This is a genomic window from Actinomycetota bacterium (assembly GCA_019347575.1).
Taxonomy (GTDB): Bacteria; Actinomycetota; Nitriliruptoria; order Nitriliruptorales; family Nitriliruptoraceae; genus JAHWKY01.
Genome location: JAHWKY010000001.1, coordinates 134,277 through 151,747 on the forward strand (window position 1 = coordinate 134,277; position 17,471 = coordinate 151,747).

The window sequence follows — 17,471 nt, forward strand, 5'->3', positions numbered from 1 at the left end:
CAGGAGATCGAGTGGAGGTCCGAGGTGGGCGAGTCCTGGCGCGAGCGCTACGAGGCCTGGCGGGAGCGTTTCGATGCCGCACCCAAGCTGGATGCGGACTTCACGACCATGAGTGGCATCCCGCTCGAGCCGCTCTACGGGCCTCACAACGTCGACCTCGACCTCGACCGCATCGGCTACCCCGGCGAGTACCCCTACACGCGTGGGGTGTACCCCTCGATGTACCGGACCCGGCCGTGGACGATCCGCCAGTTCGCGGGCTTCGCCGACCCGGCCGAGACCAACCGGCGGTTCCACGACCTCGTCGACGCGGGGCAGCACGGGCTGTCGGTCGCCTTCGACATGCCGACGCTGATGGGCCTGGACTCCGACGATCCGCGATCGCTGGGCGAGGTGGGGCACTGCGGTGTGGCCGTGGACACGGTCCACGACATGGAGACGGTGTTCCATGACCTGCCGCTGGGCGAGATCACCACCTCGATGACGATCAACGCACCGGCGGTCACGCTGTTCTGCATGTACGCGGTCGCGGCGGAGCGACAGGGTTGGAAGCTCGAGGAGCTCGCCGGGACGCTGCAGACCGACATCCTCAAGGAGTACATCGCGCAGAAGGAGTGGCTGTTCCCGCCCCGACCGCACCTGCGCCTGATCGGTGATCTGATCGAGTTCTGCACCCGGGAGGTGCCCCGTTACCACCCGGTCTCGATAAGCGGCTACCACATCCGCGAGGCCGGCTCCACCGCGGTACAGGAGCTGGCGTTCACGCTCGCGGATGGGTTCGCCTACGTCGAGCTGGGGCAGCAGCGGGGTCTGCACCCCGACGAGTTCGTGCCCAGGTTCAGCTTCTTCTTCGACGCGCACATCGACTTCTTCGAGGAGATCGCCAAGTTCCGAGCGGGACGACGCATCTGGGCCCGTTGGCTCAAGGAGCGCTACGGGGCGACCGCCGAGAAGGCGATGCTCATGCGCTTCCACACCCAGACCGCCGGGGTGTCGCTGACCGCGCAGCAACCCGACAACAACATCGTCCGCACCGCGATCGAGGCGCTGGCCGGCGTCCTGGGGGGCACCCAGTCGCTGCACACGAACGCGTTGGACGAGGTGCTGGCACTGCCATCCGAGCACGCCGCTCGGGTGGCGCTGCGCACGCAGCAGATCATCGCCGAGGAGACCGGCGTCACCAACGTCATAGACCCCCTCGGTGGGTCGTGGTTCGTCGAGGCCCTCACCGACGAGATCGAACGGCAGGCCGAGGACTACTTCCGGCGCATCGAGCAGATGTCCCCCGACGGCACCATCCTCGACGGGATGCTGCGCGGCATCGAGGACGGCTGGTTCATGTCCGAGATCGCTGACGCCTCCTTCGACTTCCAGAACCGGGTCGAGAAGGGCCGGTTCAACATCGTCGGCATGAACAAGTACGTCGAAACGGACGAACCCGAGCTCGAGATCCTGCGTATCAGCCACGAGGTGGAGCGTGAGCAGAAGGCGCGTCTGACCGAAGCCCGGGCTGCCCGCGACGCCGCAGCCGCGGCTGCGGCCCTCGAGGACCTGCGCCGAGCGGCTGCCTCGGACGACAACCTCGTCCCGGTGATCATGGACGCGGTCCGGGCGGAGTGCACCGTCGGCGAGATCTCCCGAGCGCTCCAGGACGTGTTCGGGGAGTACTCCGAGGCTCCGCGGATCTGACGAACCCGCGACCGTGCGGGGGGCGCGTGGGTAGCCTCCGCGCACCGATGGGGCGTGGGGTGCTCCACAGGGTCCGTGGAGGGCTGCATGCGCGCTCGAACCTCGTCTCGCCTCGCGCCCGGCCTCGCGGCGCTCGTCACCGTGGGCCTCGTCCTCGTGGGGGTGGTCCCGGTCGCGGCCGAGACCCGGGTCGATGCGGCACGGGGCTACGCACCGGTAGGCTCCGCTGCCTTGTTCTCCGAGCCCTACGGCTCGTGCGGCCAGATCGTCCTCGACACCACGGGCACGGTCGTCGATGTGCTCACCCGTCCCGACGGGTCCACGGTGCTGGCGGTGGCGCGTACCTCCGGCGACGTCCTGGTCGCGCTGACGGCGACCGGAGAGTCTGACACCGACCTCGGCAACTCGGACGGTCTCCTCGCGCGCCCGTTCGGCACCCTGGCGAGCGGCGAACGCGCCGTCGTGGGGGGACTGCACGAGGTCGGCGATGGCACGTTGCTCGTCGTCGGGGCGATCGTGGACAGCGACGACGAGGGCGACGTCGCGGTGGCGCGGTTCCGAGCGGACGGCGCCCGCGATACGAGCTTCGATGACGACGGCATCGTGCGCCACGACCTCGGTGGTGACGAGCGCGGCGCGGCGATCGGAGCCGTCTTCGGTAGCGCCCCGGTCGTCGCAGGTACCCGCGATGGCGAGGTGCTCGTGGCCAGTCTGACCACGGACGGCGCGTTGGAACCGGCGTTCGACGATGACGGCTGGGCGACCGCCGAGACCGCGGCACCGACCGTGGCCGACCTCGTGGTGGTGTTCGACAGCCGCATCATCGTGACCGGCTCGACCGGCGCTGTCGGCGAACGCGACTGGTTCCTCGCGGGGTGGGAGGGCGATGGCACGCCGTTGCCCGGGGGTCTGCGCATCCGGGATCTGGGCGGAGACGACGTCGCGTTCGGAGCCGCTCAGGCGTCCGGACCCGTGACCTTCGGCGTGACGACGTTCGTCGAAGAGGTGCCCGAGACGCGCCTGTTCGGCTACGACCCCGACCTGCAGGCCGAGGCCTCGTTCGGGGACGGAGGCATGGTCGTCGTCGCCCCCCGTGGCCAGCCGCTCGAGGGCGGCGGCCTGGCCGCCACCGGGCGGGTGCTGGCGGTATCCGGTCGGACGCACCTGCTCCAGGGATCGGGTCCGCTGTCGCATGGCGTCGGCGTCGCCACCTTCCGGACGTTCGACGGCGTTCCCAACGACACCGTGCTAGCGGGATCTCCGACCGCCTCCGAGAGGTTCGACCAGCCGGTCGCCGCACCCGGTGCCGTCGCGTTCCGGGGCGACAGCATCGCCCCGCTCGTCGCGGTCACGCGGGAGGACGGTCGTGTTGTGGTGCTCGCCTTCCGCGACGACCTCCGCGTCGACGCGGCGTCCGGTTGCCCCGAGGCTGCGGAGCACCTGGTGGACCGACTGTGGGGCGGCGATCGCTACCTCACCGCAGCCGCGATCAGCGCCGATGCGTTCGCGCCGGGTGTGGACCTGGTCTACGTCGCCACCGGTCTGGACTTCCCCGACGCGCTGTCGGTCTCGCCGGTGGCTGGTCGCACGCGCCGACCCATCCTGCTCGTCCGCCAGGGCGAGATCCCCGAGGCGACGGCGACCGAGCTGACCCGGCTGCGACCGGGGGCGATCGTCGTCCTCGGCGGGGAGGTGGCCGTGTCGAGGACGGTCTTCGACTTCCTGGCGGCGTACACCGACGGGGCCGTCACCCGCATCGCGGGCGGCGATCGCTACGAGACCGCCGCGAAGACCTCGTCGGCAGCGTTCCCGGATGGGGCCGAGGTCGTCTACCTCGCCACCGGGGAGAACTTCCCGGACGCGCTCGCGGGTGGGGCCACAGCCGGTGTCCGGGGGGCGCCGGTGCTCCTGACGAGGCGTGAGTCGCTGCCGAACCCGACCCGAGTCGAACTCAAGCGGCTCCGACCAGGTGAGGTGATCGTGCTCGGTGGCAAGGCAGCGGTCTCGGACGACGTGGTATCAGAGGTGGCGGGCATCATCGGCTCGGCGCCGAAGCGCCTCGCCGGAGACGATCGCATCGGGACGGCAGCGGCCGTGGCCGACGACACCTTCGAGGCGCCGTTCAGTCCCCGCGATCGGCCGTTCGAGGGGACCACGTTCCTGGCCACGGGCGCGAACTTCCCCGACGCGTTGGCGGGCGGGGCGCTGGCTGCCGTCACGGGAGGCCCCCTGCTGCTCGTCACGAGCCAGCGCGTCCCGGAGCAGGTGCGCCTGCAGATCGCGCGCCTCGATGCCCGCAGGGTCGTGCTGCTCGGCGGCGAGTCCGTCGTCACGCCGGACGTCGAGTCGGATCTCGCACGCGCCGGGGGAACCGACCACGCGTTCCTGAACCTCACCCAGAACGGTGACCCGGTCCGCTACGACCCGTGCTCGCCGATCCCTTGGGTCTTCAACCCCGATCACGCTCCGGCGAACGGACTCGAGGACGTCAAGGAGGGGTTCGCCCGGATCTCGGCCGTCTCAGGTCTCGACTTCGTCTACGAAGGTGAGACCGACGAGCCGGTGAACGCCGGGGGCCGTCCGCTGGTGCAGCCGGACCGGTACGGCAACCGGTGGGCGCCCGTGCTCGTGGGCTGGACACCGAACCTCGGTCCCACGGGGTTGGGTGGGTCCGCCTACGGTCCGGAGGGGGTCTACGTGACCGGCGGTCTGGCGCTGAACGCCAGCGACACGCTGCCGTCCGGCTACGGGCCCGGCGGCACCTGGGGCGACGTGATCGTGCACGAGATGGGCCATATGCTCGGGCTCGACCATGTCGGCGACGTCCGCGAGATCATGTTCCCGGTCCTGCTCGCCGGGGATGCCGAGCCGCCGGCGTTCGTGTTCGGTGACGGCAGCGAACTCGGTCTTCGTGTGCTCGCGACCGGCTGTCTCGATACCCCGGACCCGTTCCTCTTCTAGGCGGCGGGTGCGGGTCCGGGCGGCTGAGCGCGCGGCGGTTCCGCGGACCGTGGACGCGCGGCGGTGATACTCGCGTCGTGTCGACCTCCACCGATGCCCGACCCCGGACCCTGGCACGCGACCTCGCACGGTTGCGCGGTCGGCTGTTCCGATGGCGACGTCCCGGTGCCGTGACGACCGCGGGGCGGGTCGTGGTCGCCGGTGCCGTCACGCTCATCCCCGTCGTGCTCGTCGCGGTGGCGCTGACGGCTGCGCTGACACGGACCGCCCACTTCACCTCCAGCATCCGTGACGAGGTTGGGACCAGGATCGCGCCTGTCCTCGACCTCACCGACGAGCTCGGCGAGGCGGCGGTCCTGCTCGACCGCTGGTTCGCCAGCGGTGCCGACCACGACCGGGAGGCGTTCGTGGCGCATGCGGGGCGGGTTGACGCGGCCTTCGCCCCGTTGCGGTCCGATCGGTCGTCGCTCACGAGCGCGCGGCTCGACACCGCCTGGGAGTCGTGGTCTTTCGTGCGCGACACGGTCGCCGGACCGGCGTTCGTCCTGCCACCCGAGGCTCAGGCGCGGACCGGTCTGCTCGCGACCTTCAGCACCTCGCTGGCGGCCGTCCGCAGCGACCTGTCCGCGATCACGGACGCCGCGACCAACGCGGTGGTGGACGTGGCCGAGGACGCCGAAGGCACCGCGGCGACCATGAGGGCGCTGCTGATCGTGACGCTTGCCCTCGCGACCGCTGTCGGCGTGTGGTCGCTGGTCTGGTTGGTGCGCGACCTGCGCCGCGGCCTCGGACGTGTCGTCGACGCGGCGGCGGCCATCGAGGCGGGCCGCTTCGACGGCCGCATCCTCGACGAGGGACTCCACGGCGATCTCGTGCCCGTGGCGCGTGCCTTCAACGCGATGGCTGCGCGGGTCGAGCAGCACCGTCGTGAGCTCCAGGGTGTCGCGAGTCACGATGGCCTCACGGGGCTGCTGAACCGGCGCGCGTTCACCGAGGAGCTGACGACCGAGCTCGAACGCTCTCACCGCTACGGCCACCTCACGGCACTGCTGCTGCTCGACATCGATCACTTCAAGCGCGTCAACGACACCCACGGACATCCCGCCGGAGACGCCGTGCTGCGGGCGGTCGCCGAACAGGTGACGTCCGCGGTCCGCGCCATCGACCGTGTGGGTCGGTGGGGTGGGGAGGAGATGGCCGTGCTCCTGCCGGAGACCGACGAGGGCCCGGCCTGCCGTGTGGCCGAGCGCATCGGGGCGCTGGTCGCGGAGCGATCGGTCGTGGTCGACGGGGCCGTCATCCGTGTGACCGCTAGCCTGGGGGTCGCCGTCTCGTCGTCGGAGGGACCAGACGAGCTGGTACGGCGAGCTGACCAGGCGCTGTACCACGCGAAGGAGGCGGGCCGGAACCGGGTGGTCGTGGCTGGAGCGTAAGCCGTCCCTCCGGTCGCGTCGGTCGCGGAAGCGCATCGGCTTCTCCGTAGACTCGACCGCTATGCCCGTCCTCGTCACCTCTGCGCACACCGAACTCGGCCAGCGCGTCGTCGCGGAGATCGTCTCCACCGGCGGGCAGGTCCGGGCCTACTGCTCCGGACCGGTGGACGTGGGGGCGCTCCGAGCGGCCGGTGTGGTCGTCGCCACCGGGGACGCTCTCGACGAGGGTCACCTCGAGGCCGCGATGGAGCAGGTCCACACGGTCGTGCACCTGGGGACCGGACTCCTCGCCCCGAGCTCGGCCGCGATCGTGGACGAGGCGGCGGTCGTGGTGACGGCGGCCATCGGGGCGGGCGTGCGTCGGTTGCTGTCGCTGTCGTCGCCCGGTGCCGCCCGGGACAGCGACGATCCGTACCGCCGGGCCCTTGGGGAGGTCGAGGTGCTGCTCGGCGACGCGCCCCTGCCGTCGGTCGTCGTGCGGACGTCGTTGATCGACAGCGTCCCGCTCCGCGATGCCCTCGCGGCCGTGCGTCCCGGACCCGACGCGCTGGGTCGACGCATCGCCCCCCTCGACGTGGCCGATGTCGCCGCCGCGTTAGCGTTCCTCGACGATCTCCGTAGCAGCGCACACCAGGGCCACGTCGTCCTCGGTCTGGCCGGTCCGCGGACGATGACGGTTGCGACCTACCTCGACGACGTGGGCATCGGGGCGCCGGGCGCCGTGGGGCGGCTGGTCGGTCGGGTCTGGCGGGGAGCCGACAGCGCCCCGCTGCTCGAGCGAGCCCTCGCCGGACCCTGGCTGCCCGAACCGGATCTGCCGGACCTCCGCGACCTCATGACCACCTCACGCTGACCTCGGAAGGTTGAAAGCCGGTGCTCGCAACGGGGCGGACCGCGTTGTACCTGCACGGGGTCATCGACGAGACTCCGTCGGCGCTTCAACTCGCGGTGCCCGCCGATCGGAAGAAGCCGACGCTCGTGGGCGTCGACGATGTCGTGCGTTCGACCACCCTCCTCACCTCCGACCGGATCGAAGTCGATGGGCTCTCCTGCGCCATCGTGGCCCTGGCCCTCCTTCATCTCGGTCGGCGCGAGCGGGGCCGTGGCGTCCTCGAAGTGGTCGTCAACGCGCTCCAACGCGAGAAGGCCGAGCTGTCTGAACTCGACGCCGTTCTCGACCGGTGCGGGCGAGCCCCCGGTCGCGCCACACTCCGCCATGCGCGCGATGCGCTGACCCTCGATCAGGCTGACTCGTTGCTGGAGTTGGACACGCGACAACTCGCACGAGCGGCGAGCTTCTCCCCGTACCCGTCGCCGTTCCCGTTCCGGTGCCCGGACGGACGGGTGATACACCTCGACGTTCCGTTCCCGCCCGTCTGGTTCGCGTGGGAGTGCGATAGCCCGCGCTCTCGCAGCGGAGGACGGTCGTTCAACACGGACCGCACGCGTTGGACCCAGGCCCGTCGCGGTGGCTGGCAGCTGGGCTGGGTCACACGCGAGCGGCTCCGCACGGATCGTGCTGGGCTGCCCGAGGAGCTGGCGGAGGCACACGCCGTCGCCGATCCCGAGCGGCCACCTCCCGAAGCGACCCCCTGCAGGCGGACGACGTGCCGTGTCTGCGCCCCCATGCGCGCGAGCTTGAACCGCTGAACCGGCTGAACAGGTTCAGCGGTTCAAGCTTCGGATTACCCTGCCGACAGCTCGACCGCAGACAGGAGCGCCCAGTGGGGGAGTTCGTCCGTCTCGAGGTGGACACCGACCGACGCGTAGGCACGATCCGCATCGAACGACCGCCGATGAACGCGCTCGGGTCGCAGGTCTTCGTCGAGCTCATGGAAGTGACCGCCGAGGCCGCCGTGAACGACGACGTCGGGGCGGTCGTGGTCTGGGGTGGTCCCAAGATCTTCGCGGCGGGCGCGGACGTGAAGGAGTTCCCCAACTGGACCTACCAGGACGTGAACTCGACCGTCGGCAACAACCTCCAGCGGGCGCTCGACCAGCTGGCGCGGCTACCCAAGATCACCATCGCCGCGATCAACGGTTACGCGCTCGGTGGCGGCTGCGAACTCAGTCTGGCCTGCGACTTCCGCTTCGTGGCCGACAACGCCAAGCTGGGTCAGCCCGAGATCCTGCTGGGCATCATCCCTGGTGCCGGTGGCACGCAGCGGTTGCCCCGGCTCATCGGGCTCAGTTGCGCCAAGGAGCTCGTCTTCAGCGGCCGCATGGTCGACGCCACCGAGGCCCTCGCGATCGGGCTGGCCGACGCCATCCATCCCGCTGATGACGTGTACGACGCTGCGGTCGAGAAGGCTGCCGAGTACGCCAGGGGTCCCTACGCGCTGCGCCTCGCTAAGCGGGCGATCGAGGACGGGACCGAGATGCCGCTCGATCAGGGACTACGCCTCGAGCGGTCGATGTTCGCCGAGTGCTTCACGACCGCCGACGCTCGGATCGGCATCGACAGCTTCATCGCCGACGGTCCGGGCAAGGCCGAGTTCACCGGCAAGTAGCCGCCCCCAGGCCGCGACCGAGGAGACCGCTGTGAGCGTCGCCGAGATGGACATCAAGCAGAAGCAGGAGGCCTACCACGACTGGGAGGCGTCCAACTACGACGACAAGTTCTCCATCTCGTACGACCAGCGCTGCATCGACTACGCCATCGCACGCTTCCGCAAGGTCATCCCCGAGGGCCGGACCTTCGACAAGGTGCTCGAGATCGGCGCCGGCACCGGCTTCTTCCTGATCAACCTGTGGCAGGGCGGTGCCATCGGGGACGACATCCACGCGACCGACATCTCCACCGGGATGTTGGCGGTGTGCCAACGCAACGCTGCGACCGCTGGCTTGCGTGTCACCACCAAGCAGGGTGATGCCGAGTCGCTGCCCTACCCCGACGACGAGTTCGACCTCGTGATCGGACACGCGTTCCTCCACCACCTCCCCGAGCCCGACAAGGCCATCGGGGAGATGTTCCGCGTACTGAAGCCGGGCGGCGAGCTGATCGTCGCCGGCGAGCCGACCCTCTGGGGCGATCGCATCGCGACCGTGTTCAAGCGTGGCGCCTACAAGACCTTCCGGACCGTCACCCGGCTGCCGTTCCTCAAGGACCTGCGCCGCCCCGACACCCGGGACGAGCGAGACGACACCGATGCCGCCGTCGCCGCGCTGGAGGACGAGGTCGACCTGCACACCTTCCGCCCCGAGGACGTCGAGAACATGGCGCGTGGCGTCGGCTTCGATGGTGTCGAGGTCGTGACCGAGGAGCTCACCGGTAACTGGATGGGCTGGACCGCGCGCACGATCGAGGCGTCCGCCCGCCCGGGGGCGCTGGGCATGGGCTGGGCGATGTTCAACTACCGCACCTACCTCGCGCTGTCGTTCCTCGACGACCACGTCTTCGCACGCGTCGTCCCGGACCGGTTCTTCTACAACCTCATCCTGCACGCGCGGAAGCCTGGTGGGGCGGCCTGACGTGGCCGATCGCGTCCCCTCCGACATCGACGACCTCGCACGCGAGGCGCTGGGTCACCACGCCGAAGCTGCGACCCGGGTCGAGATCGCGCGCGAGGGCCTGCGTCGCGCCGCGCTGCTCGCGGACGACGAGACCGTCGACCTCGTGCCGCCGCGCCCCGACGCCGCCGAGACGCTGCGCCAGGTTCCGCTGCGGCTGCGCTACCCGCGCTGGGGGTGGCGTGAGGCGATCCGGTTCGCGGTCCGTCGCCGCATGTACACCCCCGAGCACCTCGCGTTGTACCGACGCTTCATCCAGCACAAGCTGCGGGCGTCCGTTCGCGGTCACCGCGTGGACTTCCTCGGGATGGTCTTCACCGGCAAGCGGGTCGAGTTCCACGCCCGCCCAGGCCATGGCCGCATCGTGCTCGGTCCGTGGTGCTGGATCGGCAACGACAACAAGCTTCGAGCCCACGAGGGCCAGCTCACGCTCGGCGCCAAGGTGGTCATGGGGCGCGACAACGTGATCAACACGTACCTGGACATCGAGATCGGGTACGCGTCGATCCTCGCGGACTGGATCTACGTCGTCGACTTCGACCACCGCTACGACCGCCTCGACCTGCCCATCAAGGACCAGGGCATCGTCGCCTCACCGGTGCGCATCGGTCCGGACGTGTGGATCGGCGAGAAGGCGTCCGTCCTTCGGGGCGTCGACATCGGACAGGGCTCGGTCGTCGCCAGCCACTGCGTCGTCAACAAGGACATCCCTCCGTTCTCCATCGCGGTCGGTGTCCCGGCCCGAGTCGTGAAGTCCCGGCTCCCGAAAGGCATGAGCGTGGAGGAAGCCGCCGCACTCGTAGGTGAGCAGCGACCGATCCCCGGCGACCCTCTGGAGGCCTGATGCTGGCCCTCGGGGTCGTCCTCCTGCTGATCGGCGCGACCCTGGCGGCGGTCGTCGTGCCACGTCTGCGCGGGGGCCCCCGGGCACGTCTGATCCCCTTCGTGTTGCTCGATGCGGGAGCTCTCGTTGGTGCTGGTGCGGCGCTCGTCCGCGACTACGACCTGCTCCGTACCACCATCATCGGCGCGCTACTGTTCCCCGTCCTGGGGCTCGTCATGCGTCGGCGCGGGGCGACCGGGTGACGTCGTGGCGTGACCGCATCTTCGGAAGCGAGAGCCGGCTCGGTTGGTGGGTACTGCCCCTGTTCATCGGGGTCGGGTTCGTCGGTGCCATCCTCGCCGGGGCGTTGACCGTCGTCTACTACAGCCAGCAGGTCGCTGGCCTGCGTACCGAGATCCGGGACACCGCGGCGCGCCTCGACACCGCGGTGGAGGAGGTCGAGGAAGCTCGCGCCGACGCGGTCGACGAGATCACCGAGCAGCTCGACGCGGTCCGCGACGCGCTGGCTCGGGGCGCACCCATCGACGACGCGGCCGCGGTCGGCATCGTGTCGCTCAGGGCCATCCTCGCACCGATCCCCGCCCCCGAGCCGACGACGCAGGACCAGTCTTCGCCGCCTCCGCCTGCGGACGAGGGCGAGGCACAGGGTGCGGTGATGCAGGACCCGACCGAGCCGCCGGGCGAGGGTGAGCCTTCGCCCACCGAAACGAGCACCTCCGAGCCGCCACCGCCACCGCCCCCGCGCCCGGTCCGAACGGGGACCGGCTTCGCGGTCGTTCGGGACGGAGCCACCACGTTCTTCGTGACCACGTTCAGCCTCGTCACGGACCCCAACGGCCCCAACGGCGTCGCACCCGACGTCGAGCTGACGCTCGACGGCCGCGTCATCGCCGGTGAGGTCCATAGCTGGGACACGACCCTCGACATCGCCCTGATCCGCGCCGACGCAGGACAGCCCACCGTGTCGGAGTGGCGACCCCAAGCCGAACCGGTCGCCGTGGGCGATCGGCTGTTCGCCGTTGCGCTCACGGACACGGGCGCCACCACCGAGATCGCGGCCACCGTCGCGGCGGTCGAGCCCCGTGCGTTGCTGACGGACCTGCTCCCACCGGCGTTCGTGCTGGGCGGCCCGCTGGTCGACCTCGATGGCAGGATCGTGGCCATCGTCACCGCGACGTACCAGCCGTTCGGTGAGACGCCCGAGGGGCAGACGGCAGTATCCATCGCCGTGCTCTGCGAGCAGCTGCTGCGCTGCGGACCCGAGCAGCTCGGCACCGAGCAGCCGACTGAGGAGGGTTGACGTCGAGGAGGGCCGACCTGATGTCAGGGTGGCCCGCTGCCCGCCGCCCCGGGGCAGCCAGGCAACAGCGGCAGGCACGACGGTCGCGGTGACGGCGTGGGCGAGGGTTCCTCGGTCTCGGTAGGTGTCGGCGAGGGTTCCTCGGTCTCGGTAGGTGTCGGTGACGGCTCCTCGGACTCGGTCGAGCTCTCGGTGGGTTGCGGTTCGACCGTCGAGACCGGACCTGGGCGACGCCCCTCTTCGATCGCGAGCTCCCCGGGTTCGAGGAAGTCGGTGTGGGGGACACCCTCGAGGATGCGCTCGGCTGCGGCCTTCCAGATCAGCGCCGGGATGGTGCCGCCCTGGACCCGCCGGAAACCCTCGACGTTGCGCAGCGGCTCGTTCGAGAACCGGTGCCCGACCCAGACCGCGATGGCGATGTCGGGCGTGTAGCCCACGAACCATGCGTCACGCTCGTCGTTGCCGGTGCCCGTCTTGCCCGCCTGCGGCCGACCGATGTTGGCTCGCCGTCCGGTCGTCTCGGCGACCACACGTTCGAGCGCCTGGGTGGTCGTGCGGGTGATGTCCGGGTCCACCGCCCCGAAGCACCGCGTCGTATCCCGGTCCCGCAGCTCGTCGGGGCGTGACTCGCGCTCCTCCTCCGTGTAGGGGCGCGGGTGCGTCGGCATGTCGGGCACGACCGTCACCTCGACCGGCAGATCGAGCTCGAGGCCGTTCTGGTCGCGGACATCACGGATCGAACGCGCCGGGCAGTACACGCCATCGTTGGCGAGGGTGGCGAAGGAGGAGGCCATGTCGAGCACCGACGCCCCGAACGCCGGTCCGCCGATGGCCACGGCCGGGTTGGGGGTGACCTCGTTGCGCACGCCCATCCGTGCTGCGGTGTCGACGATGCGCTGCGGTCCGACCTCGCACCCGACTTGGATGAAGACGGTGTTGACCGAGCGGCTGAGCCCATCGCGCAGGCGCAGGCTCCCGCCGGGGCCTCCGCTGACAGCGATGGTCGGGGCGGCGGGATCAGCGCCCTCGCAGTCCTCCGACCGGATGCGGATCGACCCCGGGGCGCGGTAGCGCTCGTCAGGGTCGACCCCCTCCTCCAACGCGGCGACGAAACCGAACGGCTTGAAGGCCGAGCCGTTCTGTCGTCGCCCCTGGGTCGCGAGGTCGAGTTGGTTCTCGATGAAGTTGCGACCGCCGTGGATGGCGAGGATGTCGCCGTTGCGGGGATCGATGACCACCACACCCGCTTCGATGTCGGCGTTCTCGCCTTCCTGCGGAGGCAGCTCCTGCGCGACCGCCTCGTCGACGATGCGCTGGATCTGGGGATCGATGGTCGTGGTGACCTGCAGGCCGCCGGTCAGCACCGCCTGGGGGCCGTAGTTCTGGGCGAGCTGCTTGCGCACGTACTCGACGAAGTACGGGTAGCGGAACTCGGAGGGCTGACGCGGCTGGGTCTGCAGAGGCGACGCCTTGGCACGCTCAGCCTGGCTCGGCGTGATCATCCCGTGGCGGGCCATCTTGTCGATCACCGCGTCGCGTCGTTCCCGCGCTCCTTCCGGATCGACGCGGGGATTGCGGGACGAAGGCGCGGGCAGCGCCTGTGCGAGCGCCGCCGCCTCGGCGACGTCGAGCTGACGCGCGGGCTTGCGGAAGAAGGTCAGGCTCGCCGCCTCGATGCCGTACGCCCCCTCGCCGAAGTACACCGTGTTGAGGTAGTTCTCCAGGATCTCGGTCTTGCTGTGGCGACGCTCCAGCTGGATCGAGATGACCGCCTCGCGGACCTTGCGGACGATGGTGCGCTCGCGACCGACCACGCGGAACGCGTTGCGCACGTACTGCTGGGTGAGGGTCGAGCCGCCCTGCTCGATCGACCCGGTCACCACGTTGCGAGCGACCGCGCGGATGAGCGATGCCGGGTCGACGCCGCGGTGCTCGTAGAAGCGCTCGTCCTCGGCGGCGATCACCGCGTCGATGGCCGCGTCGCTGACCTGCTCGAGCGTCACGAGCCGTCGGTCCTGCTCGCCGGTGAACCGAGCGATGACCCCGCCGTCGCGATCGAGCAGCACCGACGGGCTGTTGAGCGCGGCGGCGTCCGGGATCTGCCAGTCGATCTGCAACGCCAGCCACGCGAAGAAGGCGAGCAGCAGCCCCGCGGCGAGCAGCGCGCTTCCGCCGACGACGATCATGCGCCGGATCAGGCGCTTGAGGAACCGAGGCACGCCCACAGACTACGGCGGTCGGGGCGCTACATGGTCGAGCACGTGCAGTGATGCGTGCGTTGCGGGGCGTGGTGGTTCCTCGCCCTGTCCGGGCGGACGGGGTGTCGGGGGGGAGTCGGGGCGCGGGGCGGCGAAGCTCCGCGCGGGAGAGAGAGGTCCCGTCCCCGTCCTCGGCGACAGCCGACCTGAGACCCTGAGAGGGAGCGAACCACCCATGACTGATGCAATCGATCGCGCACGCCGCTTCGTGCGCCCCGCCATCTACCTTGCCCTACTCACCGCCCTGCTGGTCCCCTACTTCACCGGCGAAGCCGATGCCACCCACCAACCCGCCGACAAGGTCGTGGCGAGCGCGGGCATCGACAACCTCACGTTCGTAGCTCCGGGTGACGCCGCGCTGCTCCTCGAGGAGACCTTCCGGACCTCAACGACCTCCGATCTATTGCTGCACGTCTCGTCGGAGTGCTCCATCATCACCGAGGTCACGACGATGGGTAACGAGACGAGTTCCGCGGAGGGACAGCTTCGGTACCACCTGACTATCTCGACAGACGGCGGTGCAGAGCAACCGATCGGCGTCACCCAGTCGTCCGAGCACCCGACCGAGCCCGGCACCGGGGACGACGGCAACGTCGTGTTCTGCGACCGCGAGTACGAACGCGAGACCACGCTGTTCGATGACCAGGACGCGACCATCCGCACCTACATGGAGACCCGCGCGGCCAACGCGTTCAACTGGGTCCAGCTCAACGCAGGTAAGGGGATCCACACGGTGAAGCTCTACGCCACGTACACCGAGATCAACGTCAACGACGGCGACGCCACCGGGGTCGTCGGAAGGCGGACGATGATCATCGAGCCGGTGAAGATGAAGAACGACGAGCAGGTTCAGGACGTCGTCGTCGACTAGAGGCCCGCTCAGCAACACCACTCAGTACCGACGTGGGGCCGGCCCCAGGGCCGGCCCTTCGTCTTGCGCCCCGTACGCTCTAGCTCGTGAACCGGAACGTGGGTCTGGCGGTCATCGCGATCGGGGTCGCGGTGGTCGTCATCGGTGCGCTGATCTGGGTGGGGGCGTTGTCGTGGTTCGGGCGGTTGCCGGGTGACGTCCGCATCGAGGGGGAGCGGACGAGGGTGTACGTGCCGATCGTGTCGATGATCGTGGCGTCGATCGTGCTGACCGTGGTGATCAACCTGCTGCTGCGGTGGTGGCGCTGAGCCCGGGACGGTTGGTGTGTAGCTCGGCTCGGTCATGACCGAGCGCAGCTACACACGGACGGGGTGCCGCCGCCGATGAGGCGGTCGGTGTGCCGGTCCCGTTGCGTATCGGCACCAGGAAGCGGGACACGGACGGCGAGACGGGTCAGGAGCGCCCCGCGGACCTCGCGCGGTCGACGGCGGTCGCGATGCCGCCGCCCCACGGCGGCCCGTGGCCGGGGAGCACGATCTCGGCGTCGAGTGCCTCCAGGCGGTCGAGCGACGCCAGGGCCTGCTCGCTCGACTCGTTGAAGGCGGCGGGCATGATCTGCGGGCCATCGCGTCCCGTGAGCGGGTTCCACGTCACCAGCGCATCGCCCGAGAAGAGCACCCCGCGGTCGGCGACGTGCAACGTGGAGTTGCCGAGGGTGTGGCCCGGGGCGTGCACCACCTGCGGGCGCCCCGGCACGTCGAGCACCTCGCCGTCGGCGAACGTTGCGACCTCGGCGACGGGCACGATCTTCGCCCCTCCGGCTAGCAGCAACGTGAAGATGGTCTTCCACGCGGCGGGGTGGCGCAGGTAGCCGGTGACGCCAGTCTCGTTGGAGCGGCCGTCGTCCCCGCCGGTCGCGATGACCGCATCTGCCTCGTGCACCATCACCCGCGCCCCGGCGTCCGCCCGTGCTTGCTCGGCGAAGCCGATGTGATCCGAGTGGGTGTGGGTGAGCAGCACCACCTCGAGCGCGTCGAGCGGCCAGCCCTGACGGTCGAGGAAGCCCCGGAGCTGACCGTAGTGGCGCCCGCCTCCAGCATCGATCACGGTGAGCCGCCCCTCGTCCTCGAGGACGTGGTAGTTCACGACCTCCGCCCCGAGCACGTAGATGCCCGGGCCGACCTCGGTTCCGATTTGCACGACATGCCTCCCGATCGGCCACCAGCACCCTACGAGCCGCGACGCACGGCCGCCCGACGGAAGGTTGCACCGTTGAACCGGACGTACAGGTTCAGCGGTTCAACCTTGCGCCCCACGCCGGCGGGGCGGGGGAGGTCAGCCGGCGGCGCCGTCGAGGTCGAGCAGCGCGGAGCCGTGCAGGATCCGGCGCAGCGGCGGCCGCGCGTCCCGACCGCCGGACAGCGCGCGCTCCTCCTCGATGGCACGGCCGTACACCTCGACGGTGCGGGCCGCGACAGCCCGCCAGTCGAAGCGCTCGCGGATGCGTGCACGTCCGCGTGCGATGAGCTCGGCGGCCAGCACCTCGTCGGTGAGGATCTCGATGATGCAGTCCGCCAGTCCCTCGGGATCGCCCGGAGGGAACCGCAGGCCGCTCCCGTCCGCCACGATCTCGCGCAGCCCGCCGGTGTCCCCGACCACGACGGGCGTGCCGCAGGCCAGCGACTCGACCGCCACCAGTCCGAACGGCTCGTAGATGCTCGGGGCGACCGCGACGTCGGCGGCGGCGTAGTGCAGGCGCAGGTCGTGGTCCTCGAGGAAGCCCGTGAAGGTGACGTGGTCGTCGAGGTCGAGCTCGGTGACGAGCTGCTTGAGCTCGTCCGAGTACGTGCCCACGCCGGCGACGAAGAAGCGCACCGGTCCGACCTCGTCGAGTAGGCGCTCCATGGCGTGCAGGACGGTCTGCACACCCTTCTCGTACTCCAGGCGCCCCGCGAACAGCACCATCTTCTCGCCCCGTGGCGTCACCTCGCGCCGGAACGCTTCGACCTCCGAGGCCGGGACCGCGAAGTCGTCGACGCTCACCGCGTTGGGGATGACGTCGACCTTCTCCGACGGCAGGAGGAAGATGTCGCGGACCTGGTCACGCATGTAGCGCGAGCACGTGATGACGCGGCGTGCCTCGTACGTCAGCCACCACTCGACCTGGTGGATCAGCTTGTTCATCGGCCCGGGGAGGTAACCCTGGTGACGGCCGTACTCGGTCGCGTGGATCGTCGTGACCAGCGGCACGTCCTCGGCGCCCTTGAGGCCGGCGGCCGCGTAGGCGACGAGCCAGTCGTGAGCGTGCACGACGTCGAAGCGGTGCTGCTCCATGACGCGGTGGGCCGCGGCCTGCACGGTGTTGTTGAACGCCAACACCCATGGGATCAGGTGGTCGAAGGGCACGACCGGTGGGCCTTCGCTCACACGGGTGACCTGAACCCCGCCGACGTTCTCCTCGGACGGAGCGTCGGGGTGCTCGCGCGTGACCGCGTGGACGTCGTGTCCGAGACCGGCGAGCGCACGGGTCAGCTGGAAGACGTGCCGGCCCAACCCGCCGACGACCCGTGGCGGGTACTCCCACGACAGCACCAGGACGCGCACG

15 protein-coding genes are annotated in these 17,471 nt (G+C 70.2%); 12 read left to right on the forward strand and 3 right to left on the reverse strand.

The features are described from left to right. Positions 1 to 108 precede the first annotated feature (108 nt). From KY469_00575 to KY469_00620, 10 genes are all read left to right on the forward strand, one after another. Complete coding sequence (locus tag KY469_00575) at positions 109 to 1,689, forward strand: methylmalonyl-CoA mutase (GenBank protein ID MBW3661565.1); 1,581 nt, start codon at positions 109 to 111, stop codon at positions 1,687 to 1,689. Positions 1,690 to 1,776: 87 nt separating this feature from the next. Then, complete coding sequence (locus KY469_00580; GenBank protein MBW3661566.1) at positions 1,777 to 4,650, forward strand: cell wall-binding repeat-containing protein; 2,874 nt, start codon at positions 1,777 to 1,779, stop codon at positions 4,648 to 4,650. A gap of 77 nt (positions 4,651 to 4,727) precedes the next feature. Next, the gene (locus KY469_00585; protein ID MBW3661567.1) at positions 4,728 to 6,083 is read left to right on the forward strand and encodes a diguanylate cyclase; all 1,356 of its coding nucleotides are present in this window, start codon (positions 4,728 to 4,730) and stop codon (positions 6,081 to 6,083) included. A 61-nt stretch (positions 6,084 to 6,144) separates the two neighbouring features. After that, positions 6,145 to 6,936, forward strand: coding sequence for an NAD(P)H-binding protein (locus tag KY469_00590; GenBank protein MBW3661568.1), 792 nt, complete (start codon positions 6,145 to 6,147; stop codon positions 6,934 to 6,936). Between the two features lie 20 nt (positions 6,937 to 6,956). Further along, positions 6,957 to 7,733 (forward strand): hypothetical protein, encoded by a 777-nt coding sequence (locus KY469_00595; protein ID MBW3661569.1) that lies wholly within the window; start codon positions 6,957 to 6,959, stop codon positions 7,731 to 7,733. 74 nt (positions 7,734 to 7,807) lie between these two features. Next, positions 7,808 to 8,593: an enoyl-CoA hydratase/isomerase family protein gene (locus KY469_00600; GenBank protein MBW3661570.1), complete on the forward strand. Its 786-nt coding sequence runs from the start codon at positions 7,808 to 7,810 to the stop codon at positions 8,591 to 8,593. Between the two features lie 31 nt (positions 8,594 to 8,624). Continuing rightward, a complete protein-coding gene (locus KY469_00605; protein MBW3661571.1) occupies positions 8,625 to 9,554 on the forward strand; it encodes a class I SAM-dependent methyltransferase in 930 nt (309 codons plus the stop codon). A gap of 1 nt (position 9,555) precedes the next feature. Further along, positions 9,556 to 10,437 (forward strand): acyltransferase, encoded by an 882-nt coding sequence (locus KY469_00610; GenBank protein MBW3661572.1) that lies wholly within the window; start codon positions 9,556 to 9,558, stop codon positions 10,435 to 10,437. After that, entirely contained in the window at positions 10,437 to 10,679 is a 243-nt protein-coding gene (locus KY469_00615) for a hypothetical protein (GenBank protein ID MBW3661573.1), read from the forward strand. The genes KY469_00610 and KY469_00615 overlap by 1 nt, the downstream gene beginning before the upstream one ends. After that, positions 10,676 to 11,737 (forward strand): serine protease, encoded by a 1,062-nt coding sequence (locus KY469_00620; GenBank protein MBW3661574.1) that lies wholly within the window; start codon positions 10,676 to 10,678, stop codon positions 11,735 to 11,737. Before KY469_00615 ends, KY469_00620 begins: the two co-directional genes overlap by 4 nt. 23 nt (positions 11,738 to 11,760) lie before the next feature. Here KY469_00620 and KY469_00625 read toward each other — a convergent pair whose 3' ends face one another. Next, entirely contained in the window at positions 11,761 to 13,956 is a 2,196-nt protein-coding gene (locus KY469_00625) for a penicillin-binding protein (protein MBW3661575.1), read from the reverse strand. 214 nt (positions 13,957 to 14,170) lie between these two features. Here KY469_00625 and KY469_00630 point away from each other — a divergent pair, with 214 nt between their 5' ends. Both KY469_00630 and KY469_00635 read left to right on the forward strand, forming a co-directional pair. Further along, complete coding sequence (locus KY469_00630) at positions 14,171 to 14,866, forward strand: hypothetical protein (protein MBW3661576.1); 696 nt, start codon at positions 14,171 to 14,173, stop codon at positions 14,864 to 14,866. A gap of 86 nt (positions 14,867 to 14,952) precedes the next feature. After that, positions 14,953 to 15,174, forward strand: a complete 222-nt coding sequence (locus tag KY469_00635; GenBank protein ID MBW3661577.1) for a DUF2905 domain-containing protein — start codon at positions 14,953 to 14,955, stop codon at positions 15,172 to 15,174. 145 nt (positions 15,175 to 15,319) lie between these two features. Here KY469_00635 and KY469_00640 read toward each other — a convergent pair whose 3' ends face one another. After that, entirely contained in the window at positions 15,320 to 16,066 is a 747-nt protein-coding gene (locus tag KY469_00640) for an MBL fold metallo-hydrolase (GenBank protein MBW3661578.1), read from the reverse strand. Between the two features lie 135 nt (positions 16,067 to 16,201). Next, on the reverse strand, positions 16,202 to 17,470 hold the full coding sequence (locus KY469_00645) for a glycosyltransferase family 4 protein (GenBank protein MBW3661579.1): 1,269 nt from the start codon (positions 17,468 to 17,470) through the stop codon (positions 16,202 to 16,204). Position 17,471: the final 1 nt, after the last annotated feature.